Genomic DNA, 9,157 nt, shown 5'->3' on the forward strand with positions numbered 1-9,157 from the left:
GCAGAGTTTGCATGCGCGAGCCTTGCTGCTGCATTTGCTGCAGGGCACGGCTCCAGCGCGGGTTGATCTCGTCGACGTTGTCCAGCAGCGGGTTGCCATGCACCGGGGGTTCGACGCTCAGCACATCGGTCGCCGCGCCGCCCAGGTGCCCATTGCGCAAGGCATCGGCCAGGGCCTGTTCGTTGATCAAGCCACCGCGCGCGGTGTTGACGATAAACGCGCCGGGCTTGAGTAGCGCCAGCTCGCGGGCGCCGATCAAGTCGCGGGTGTGTTCGTTGAGCGGGCAGTGCAACGTCAATGCGTCGACCTGCGCCAGCAGTTCATCCAGCGGCACACGATCGGCGCGGGCAGGGCGCCCGGGAATAGCGCCGAGTATGACGCGCATGCCGAAGGCTTCGGCCAGCCGCGCGACGGCGCTGCCCAGTTCGCCATGGCCCAGCAGGCCGAGGGTTTTGCCTTCGAGTTCGACGATGGGGTGATCCAGCAGGCAGAACTGCTTGGCCTGTTGCCATTTGCCGGCCTTCACGTCCCGCTGATAGTCGTTCAAACGCGTCGCCAGGTTGAGCAGTAGCATGATCGTATGCTGCGCCACCGACGGCGTGCCGTAGCCCTGGCAGTTACTCACGGTGACGCCATGGGTGCGGGCGGCTTCAAGGTCGACGTTATTGGTGCCGGTGGCCGACACCAGGATCAGCTTGAGCTCGGGGCAGGCCACCAGGGTTTCGCTGTTGAGCGCAATCTTGTTGCTGATGGCGACTTGGGCGCCTTGCAGGCGTTCGAGCACATTCTGCGGCGTGGTCTGCTCAAACAGCTGCAGGTCGCTGAAGCAGTTTCGCAACTCGCTGAGGTCGAGGTCCCCCAGGTCCAGGGACGGGTGATCAAGGAAGACGGCGCGGCGATTGTTCGTCATCAACTGTACCTTTTGCGACAGGGTTCGAAGGCGTAATCTACCGAGCCTATCAGATGAAATAATCTGTTACTTAATGGAGTGAGTATGTACGTCGCCGAGTTTTTGACCGTGGCCCTGATTCACCTGTTGGCGGTAGCCAGCCCCGGCCCGGATTTCGCGGTGGTGGTCCGTGAAAGTGTGACCCACGGCCGTCGCGCCGGGACCTGGACTGCATTGGGCGTGGGTTCGGCGATTTTCCTGCACGTGGGGTACTCGTTGCTCGGCATCGGCTTGATCGTGTCCCAGTCCATCGTGCTATTCAACGCACTGAAATGGGCGGCGGCGGCGTACCTGCTGTACATCGGCTTCAAGGCCCTGCGCGCACAACCGGCCAAACCTGCCGCCGCAGGCGAGTTGCACCGCGAAGTTGGCGAGCGCACTCCGCGCGGGGCGTTTACCGCAGGCTTTGTGACTAACGGTTTGAACCCCAAGGCGACGTTGTTCTTTCTGTCGCTGTTTACCGTGGTGATCAACCCGCACACACCGCTGGCGGTGCAGGCGGGTTATGGCGTGTACCTGGCGGTGGCCACGGCGCTGTGGTTCTGCCTGGTGGCGATGTTGTTCAGCCAGCAGCGGGTGCGTGCAGGGTTTGCGCGGATGGGGCATTGGTTCGATCGGACGATGGGAGCGGTGTTGATTGCGATTGGGGTGAAGTTGGCGTTTACCAGTATGAAATGACGCTTGTTCAGCAGGGGTCTTGAGGGGGGCGTGTGGGGCGGTGATAAGTGCGCCGCCGGGGCGATCCGGTCTTCGGGTACTTTTTGAGACCGGTACCACAGGCACTTGCAGATCATTAAGGGGCCTTCGAGGCGGGTGAGTTAAGCTATTGTTTATCGGTTGCTATAGTCCCTTCCCACACTGACATCGATTAGATATCTCGCCGTATTCGGATCACGCTCAGCGCAACGCGCGTAGCATTTGACGATGAGCGACATACCGTATTTATGAGGTATCAGAAGCGTCGCGGTTACGGCTTTACGGAATAATAAGCTTTGTAACGCCTTTCTGTCGGCCTCACTACCTGTTTTGATCCAAGTGTAGTTTTCGTTGTCATCCTTCGGTATCCACCCGGCACTCTTTAGCATCTCCTGAACATGATCGAGCAATGGAATTAACTGGTCGAAAGGCAAGGTCTCCAGCATCGGGGAAGTGGTAATAGTGGTGACTTTCCATCCATTAAAACCTACGAGACCGAATTTTGTTGGAGGCAAGGTGAAACCGTGTTCTGGGTCATCAAATTTCACAATGACCGAACTTCTAATCCAAACTGAGTCCGGTTCCGGCGGCTCACTTGGATAGATCACTGTTTTGGCTTTGATCGGAAACGTCGAATCTCGCACTACTCCATCATACGTTTTTCCAATATGAGCCGAAATCACAGTAGTGGCTTTGGGGTCGTGAGCAATATAAATTAAAAAAAATAGTGAGCCTAGAGTTAGTGCTCCAAGGTACAACCGCCGCATTAGTTAATCCCTCCCCCGTTAGCAATTTCGGTAATTGAGGCTTTTAATTGAGCGTGGGTACTTTGATTTTTTAACAAAATGTCGAATTGAGTTGCGACTCGCATCACAAACTCCATTCGTTGATATTTTTCCGCCAAATTTGCGATGGGGTTACGGCTAAAAGACATTTTTCGACCGTCTGGCGCTTTGCACTGACTGGCCAAGGTTAACTGTATTTCCTCTGATAGTCCCGAGAATAGACCGGTAACGACTGACACTACATCTCCCGCCTGAGTTCCTCGCATTAATAGTGCAAAACGTTCTACATCGTACAATGCAGGTTGAAGAATGTTTATTTGCTCGTGCTGTGCCATCGTTCGCACGCTTTCGCTAATTTTACCTTGATCAATGTAGGCAAAGGTTTCAAGAATTTCTTGCTGAGCGATGCCAAATTCAACTCTATCTGCAATAGGCAAAATTACTTCATCTTTTAGGCTGTCACGTTCACGCAAACACGCCTCCATTTCTTTAAACCCCCGCACCATATAAAACCGATGCAACGGATAAACATCCAAAAACAGCGCCGTATTCCCCAGCGCCAACATTTCGTGAACGTATTTCAGCTCCTCCTGAAGCATCGCAATCGCCCCACCCAAAAGTGGGTCACTTGTCAGCGGAACCGGGTTTTGCTGTTTGGCCTTGTCCCACGCCTCCCACAACTCAACGTTGGCGCGCAGTTTGTTGGTTACTATGCGCTCGTACAAGTCCTTGGGGTGGCTTTCCTGAAGCGTCTGATAGGCTTTTCTCTCCGCTTCGATCCGCTCATCCAGCGTGACGGCATGCAACAACCCACACCCCACCTGCTTGGACGCAAACGCCGCCAGCCCGGCCCATTGGAACCGGTTATCCGCCAGCCACAATTGCGCATACGCCGCGTTGATCCTGCGGTTACGGGCTTGTGGGTCGGCGATGAGGACTCCGCCGGGGGCGATCCAGTCTTCGGCTTCTTTTTGAAACCTGTGCCATAGGCAGCTACAGGTCAGTAACGGCACGACGATGGTGGTCTTCGGGTTTCTGCCGTCGTGGCTGGTTATGCGCTTGCAGGCGGACAGTTCGCAGGTGCTTTCCCAGAGTTTTTTCATGTCCAGGTCGTGTGGGGCGATGCATTGGGTAGTCATTGGATTCTTCCCTGAGGCTCAGACCGTCCAGCGCACGACGGCGAGGTCAGGCTGGCGAGTAGCGACGCCTTGGGTCATGCCTTGGGCGTTGGTCCGGCTTTTTACGATGTGGCCTTCGGCGGTTTCGAGTTCGTAGGCTTGTTGGGCAATCGGCTCGCCCGTTCGAGTGTTGGCAGCCTCGAACTCGACTACCGGCTGGCCAATGATCGGCAAGGGCGGGACGAAAGACGCGGGTGTATGTGTGTTGCCGATGATGACGCTGCCTGAGCCGCCGATCACAACGCCGCCATGGTCGGTGGTGCCGTCGAAGGTCATGGCGTTGCGGCCGTTGATAAAGACCGTGGAGGAGAACCCGCCGCTGAGGGCTTGGCCACAGGTGCAGGTATCGCCGACTCGGGCGGCGGCGAGGCCGTCGAAAAAGACGTCGGGCGAGCCGCTGGCGATGGGATTGGTGCCGTGACCTGGGATCGGGCAAGTCGTGGGGTCTGAAACGCGCGCGGCTGGTTTTCCAGACATGTGCATTCCCTCGTCGTTGTTGATGTTGGCGAGGAACCTAAGTCAGCAAAATATGCAGGGTCAACTGGTAAAAGTAGAACGAGTGGAGAATACGAAGTTACTGTCGGATGCAGTCGGAATAGGGATGGGAAATGGCTGATATTGGCGTCAGGAGAGGTAAGAGTGACGCGGGTACGGCCTCCCCAATGAGCGTGATCGATATCAGGAAGCTCCCCACATTTGGGTCGTCGCAATGTCTCGATACTGGCTCAAAGCTAGCATTCACAGGAGGCTGCAAATCATTCCTTTGGCTGATTTGGCCGGCACATAACGTCTCTACAGTGCAGGTCTTCAAGCCAAGACCGTGCAGTCATAAAAAGGGATTCGTATGTTGCAGACCCGTGTTATCCCGCCCGCCGAAGGTGCGTACCAATATCCGCTGTTGATCAAACGCCTGCTGATGTCCGGGGCCCGTTACGAGAAGACCCGGGAAATCATCTACCGCGACAAGCTGCGCTACACCTATCCGACCCTGATCGAGCGGGTTGCGCGCCTGGCCAATGTGCTCACCGAGGCCGGGGTCAAGGCCGGTGATACCGTCGCTGTGATGGACTGGGACAGCCACCGTTACCTGGAATGCATGTTCGCCATCCCGATGATCGGCGCGGTGATCCACACCATCAACGTGCGCCTGTCGCCGGAACAGATTCTCTACACCATGAACCACGCCGAGGACCGCTTTGTGCTGGTCAATAGCGAGTTCGTGGGGCTCTACCAGGCCATCGCGGGGCAGCTCGCCACTGTCGATAAGACGTTATTGCTGACCGATGCGGCCGAGAAAACCGCCGAGCTGCCCAATCTGGTCGGGGAGTACGAAACCCTGCTGGCCGCCGCCAGCCCGAAGTACGATTTCGAGGATTTTGACGAAAATTCTGTCGCCACCACCTTCTATACCACCGGCACCACCGGCAACCCCAAGGGTGTGTACTTCACCCATCGCCAATTGGTGCTGCACACCATTGGCGTGGCGACCATCATGGGCAGTGTCGACAGCGTGCGCCTGCTGGGCACCAACGATGTGTACATGCCGATCACGCCGATGTTCCATGTGCATGCCTGGGGCCTGCCGTATGTGGCCACCATGCTGGGCCTGAAACAGGTCTACCCAGGCCGTTATGATCCGGAATACTTGGTGGAGCTCTGGCGCAAGGAGAAGGTCACCTTCTCCCACTGTGTGCCGACCATCCTGCAAATGGTGCTCAACGCCAAGGCCGCCCAGGGTGTGGACTTTGGCGGCTGGAAAATCGTCATCGGCGGCAGCGCCCTCAATCGCTCGCTGTATCAAGCGGCCAAGGCCCGTGGGATTCAGCTGACCGCCGCGTATGGCATGTCCGAGACCGGGCCGCTGGTGTCCTGCGCCCATCTTAACGATGAGCTGATGGCCGGCACCGAGGACGAGCGCACCACTTACCGCATCAAGGCCGGCGTGCCCGTGCCCTTGGTGGAAGCGGCGATCATCGACAGCGACGGCCATTTCCTGCCCGCTGATGGTGAGTCCCAGGGCGAGTTGGTGTTGCGCGCGCCGTGGCTGACCGAGGGCTACTACAACGAGCCGCAAAAGGGCGCCGAGCTGTGGGAAGGTGGCTGGATGCACACCGGCGACGTGGCGACCCTCGACGCGTTTGGGGTGATCGATATCCGCGACCGCATCAAGGACGTGATCAAGACCGGCGGCGAGTGGGTCTCGTCCCTGGCCCTCGAAGACCTGGTCAGCCGCCACCCGGCGGTACGCGAAGTAGCGGTGGTGGGCATCGCCGACCCGCAGTGGGGCGAGCGTCCGTTTGCCTTGCTGGTGGTGCGTGATGGCCATGTGATAGGGGCTCGCGAGCTCAAGGAACACCTCAAGCCGTTCGTGGAATTGGGCCACTTGAGCAAGTGGGCAATTCCAAGCCAGATCGCCATTGTTACTGAAATTCCCAAGACCAGTGTCGGCAAGCTCGACAAAAAACGTATCCGCATCGACATCATCGAATGGCAGGCCAACAACAGCACGTTCCTGTCCACCCTTTGATACCCTTCGTCGTGCCCGTTCGGGCACGGCAATGCTCTATCTCGCGGCTTCACTTGTGATTTGCCGATTTTCAGCCATCCTTGCCGCGTCGGCCTTCGTCGACGTGGCGAAAGGGCTGTGGCAGACGGGTCGGTGATGCAAATCACACTTTAGAGGGATCAAGCGGTACCCCCTGCTGGCTATAGTCCCTCTCAGAGTTTTTCAAGGATGTTGCGCTTCGAGCCACGGGGGCTCGGTTGCCAGGGCGGCATTGGAATCGTTGTATTCCGGCCGTTACATGCATCACAGAAAGAACTCACTGCCATAACAATAATGCACATGGAGTAGCGTCGATGACCTCAGTAAACCAGTTCTGGCGCCGGGCAAGATTGCCCCTGGCTGTCAGTCTCGCTTCTACGCTCGCCGGGCCGGCATTCGGCGTCAGTTTCAACATTGGTGAAATCGAAGGTAGCTTCGATTCGTCGCTTTCGGTGGGGGCCAGCTGGTCGACAGCCAAGGCCAACCGAGACCTGATCGGCGTCAACAATGGTGGCAAGGGCTTGTCCCAGACCTCCGATGACGGCCACTTGAACTTCAAGCGCGGCGAGACGTTCTCGAAGATCTTCAAGGGCATCCATGATCTGGAGCTGAAGTACGGCGACACGGGTGTGTTTGTGCGTGGCAAGTACTGGTATGACTTTGAGTTGAAAGATGAAAGCCGCCTATTCAAGGACATCAGCGACAACAACCGCAAGGAAGGCGCCAAGTCCTCCGGCGGGCAGATTCTCGACGCGTTTATCTACCACAACTACGCCATTGCCGATCAGCCAGGCAACGTGCGGTTTGGCAAGCAGGTAGTGAGCTGGGGTGAAAGTACCTTCATCGGTGGCGGCATCAACTCCATCAACCCGATCGACGTGTCGGCGTTCCGTCGCCCGGGGGCTGAGATCAAGGAGGGCTTGATTCCGGTCAACATGTTCTATGTGTCGCAAACCTTGACCGATAATCTGTCGGCCGAGGCGTTTTATCAGTTGGAATGGGACCAGACCGTCACGGATAACTGTGGGACGTTCTTTTCGCAGCCGGACGTGATATCCGACGGTTGCAGCGACAACCTGCGGGTGCTTAACAGCCGCCGTTTCCTGCCTGGTGCAGTCCTCCCCGGTCTTGCGGCCAATGGTGTAGACGTCAATAACGAGGGTGTTCTCGTTCGCCGTGGTGCGGATCGCGACGCTCGCGATAGTGGTCAATTTGGTGTTGCATTCCATTACAACTTCGAGCCGCTGGACACGGAGTTCGGCGCTTACTTCATGAATTACCACAGCCGTGCGCCGATTTTCAGCGCCCAGGGCGCACCGCAATCTGCTTATACGGGGCCAACCGGCCTGCCGGGGTCGTTGCGCCCACTGGTGGTCGCGGGCAACTCCAACTATTTTGTCGAATACCCTGAAGACATTCGTCTGTATGGCCTGAGCTTCTCCACCACCTTGCCTACAGGCACCGCGTGGAGTGGTGAGTTGAGCTATCGCCCTAACGCCCCTGTTCAACTGAGCACCACCGACATCCTCTACGCGGGTGTCACCCCACTCCCAGGCTACGGCAATGCATCGGTGTTGAAGGGTAGTCCAGGCCAGGATCTGCATGGCTATAACCGTAAGGAAGTGACCCAGTTCCAGACCACCTTCACGCACTTCTTCGACCAAGTCATGGGTGCAAGTCGCCTGACCACCGTGGGTGAAATTGGTGTGACCCATGTGGGTGGCTTGGAAAGCAAATCAGAAGCGCGCTATGGCCGTGACCCGGTCTTTGGTCCGGGGGTGCTGCCAGGCGGTTTCTGTAATGCACTCAACAACTCGACGGCGCAAGGCGGGGGCCTAGCCAGCGCGGCCAACCTGAACACCAACTGCAACAACGATGGCTTTACCACCGCCACGTCCTGGGGCTACCGCGCACGCGCTATCTGGGAGTACCCGGACGTCTTCGCCGGGGTCAACCTCAAGCCCAACGTGGCCTGGTCTCACGACGTAAAAGGTTATTCGCCAGGCCCTGGCGGTAACTTTGAAGAGGGTCGCAAAGCGGTCAGCCTGGGGCTGGATGCTGAATACCAGAACACCTACACCGCGAGCCTGGCTTACACCAACTTCTTTGGTGGCAAGTTCAGCACGGTGGATGACCGCGACTTCGTTGCCCTGAGCTTCGGCGCCAACTTCTAAGCACACTGCATTTCAGGAAGAACCAGAACATGAAAATAACTAAAAGTCTGTTGCACGTCGGTGTGCTTGGGCTGTCGATCCTGGCGAGTAACGTCATGGCGGCGGTATCGGCGGATGAGGCCGCCAAGTTGGGCACGACCCTGACCCCGATGGGCGCTGAAATGGCCGGTAACGCCGCAGGCACCATTCCTAAATGGTCGCCGTTGCCGACGAATGCCGGCGCCGTCGACGCCCGTGGTTTCCTGGCCAACCCTTACGCCAGTGAGCAACCGCAATTCACCATCACCGCGCAAAACGTCGAGCAATACAAAGACAAGCTGGCGCCGGGGCAGTACGCGATGTTCAAGCGCTACCCGGAAACCTTCAAGATGCCGGTCTACCCGACCCATCGCGGCGCCACCGTACCGGCCGAGGTGTTCGCCTCGATCAAGAGGAACGCCACCACCACCAACCTGGTGTCCGGCGGCAACGGCCTGGAAAACTTCGAAACTGCCGTGCCGTTCCCGATTCCGAAAAGCGGCGTTGAAGTCATCTGGAACCACATCACCCGCTACCGTGGCGGCAGCGTGACCCGACTGGTGACCCAAGCCACGCCGCAAACCAACGGTTCGTTCAGCCTGGTGTATTTCAAAGACCAGTTCGTGTTCCGCGACAAGATGAAGGACTTCGACCCGAAAAACCCCGGCAACGTGCTGTTCTACTTCAAGCAGCAAGTGACCGCGCCTGCGCGCCTGGCCGGTGGCGTGCTGCTGGTCCACGAAACCCTCGACCAGGTGAAGGAACCGCGCTCGGCGTGGGTCTACAACGCCGGCCAGCGTCGTGTGCGCCGG

7 protein-coding genes and 2 pseudogenes are annotated in these 9,157 nt (G+C 57.9%); 4 read left to right on the forward strand and 5 right to left on the reverse strand.

Translation table 11 applies throughout. The features are described 5' to 3' along the window. Positions 1-88 (reverse strand): annotated as a pseudogene (locus L9Z73_RS19235) (hypothetical protein); the annotation flags it as partial. Continuing rightward, positions 83-910, reverse strand: a pseudogene (locus tag L9Z73_RS19240) (2-hydroxyacid dehydrogenase); the annotation flags it as partial. The pseudogenes L9Z73_RS19240 and L9Z73_RS19235, both read right to left, overlap by 6 nt. A gap of 84 nt (positions 911-994) precedes the next feature. On the opposite strand from L9Z73_RS19240, the gene L9Z73_RS19245 reads away from it, so the two are divergent. Beyond that, entirely contained in the window at positions 995-1,627 is a 633-nt protein-coding gene (locus tag L9Z73_RS19245) for a LysE family translocator (RefSeq protein WP_247404134.1), read from the forward strand. A gap of 152 nt (positions 1,628-1,779) precedes the next feature. On the opposite strand, the gene L9Z73_RS19250 is transcribed toward L9Z73_RS19245, so the two are convergent. From L9Z73_RS19250 to L9Z73_RS19260, 3 genes are read right to left on the reverse strand one after another with little or no spacing between them, the layout of a single operon-like run. Further along, a complete protein-coding gene (locus tag L9Z73_RS19250; RefSeq protein WP_247404136.1) occupies positions 1,780-2,412 on the reverse strand; it encodes a hypothetical protein in 633 nt (210 codons plus the stop codon). Beyond that, positions 2,412-3,569 carry a DUF2515 family protein gene (locus L9Z73_RS19255; protein ID WP_247404139.1) on the reverse strand — a complete coding sequence of 386 codons (1,158 nt, stop codon included), beginning with the start codon at positions 3,567-3,569 and terminating at the stop codon, positions 2,412-2,414. Before L9Z73_RS19255 ends, L9Z73_RS19250 begins: the two co-directional genes overlap by 1 nt. A gap of 18 nt (positions 3,570-3,587) precedes the next feature. After that, the gene (locus L9Z73_RS19260) at positions 3,588-4,085 is read right to left on the reverse strand and encodes a PAAR domain-containing protein (protein ID WP_247404142.1); all 498 of its coding nucleotides are present in this window, start codon (positions 4,083-4,085) and stop codon (positions 3,588-3,590) included. Between the two features lie 367 nt (positions 4,086-4,452). On the opposite strand from L9Z73_RS19260, the gene L9Z73_RS19265 reads away from it, so the two are divergent. The 3 genes from L9Z73_RS19265 to L9Z73_RS19275 all read left to right on the forward strand — a co-directional run. Beyond that, positions 4,453-6,135: a fatty acid--CoA ligase gene (locus L9Z73_RS19265; RefSeq protein WP_247404145.1), complete on the forward strand. Its 1,683-nt coding sequence runs from the start codon at positions 4,453-4,455 to the stop codon at positions 6,133-6,135. A 332-nt stretch (positions 6,136-6,467) separates the two neighbouring features. Beyond that, positions 6,468-8,327 (forward strand): DUF1302 domain-containing protein, encoded by a 1,860-nt coding sequence (locus L9Z73_RS19270; protein ID WP_247404148.1) that lies wholly within the window; start codon positions 6,468-6,470, stop codon positions 8,325-8,327. Positions 8,328-8,356: 29 nt separating this feature from the next. Then, on the forward strand, positions 8,357-9,157 hold an 801-nt coding region (locus tag L9Z73_RS19275; RefSeq protein ID WP_247404151.1), incomplete at its 3' end, for a DUF1329 domain-containing protein.

This window comes from Pseudomonas emilianonis (genome assembly GCF_023072625.1).
Taxonomy (GTDB): Bacteria; Pseudomonadota; Gammaproteobacteria; order Pseudomonadales; family Pseudomonadaceae; genus Aquipseudomonas; species Aquipseudomonas paraveronii.

Bases quoted from the DNA above. Each gene is read 5' to 3' on its own strand.
- L9Z73_RS19265 (WP_247404145.1), top strand. From the start codon at position 4,453: ATGTTGCAGACCCGTGTTATCCCGCCCGCCGAAGGTGCGTACCAATAT.
- L9Z73_RS19260 (WP_247404142.1), bottom strand. From the start codon at position 4,085: ATGTCTGGAAAACCAGCCGCGCGCGTTTCAGACCCCACGACTTGCCCG.
- L9Z73_RS19245 (WP_247404134.1), top strand. From the start codon at position 995: ATGTACGTCGCCGAGTTTTTGACCGTGGCCCTGATTCACCTGTTGGCG.
- L9Z73_RS19255 (WP_247404139.1), bottom strand. From the start codon at position 3,569: ATGACTACCCAATGCATCGCCCCACACGACCTGGACATGAAAAAACTC.
- L9Z73_RS19250 (WP_247404136.1), bottom strand. From the start codon at position 2,412: ATGCGGCGGTTGTACCTTGGAGCACTAACTCTAGGCTCACTATTTTTT.
- L9Z73_RS19270 (WP_247404148.1), top strand. From the start codon at position 6,468: ATGACCTCAGTAAACCAGTTCTGGCGCCGGGCAAGATTGCCCCTGGCT.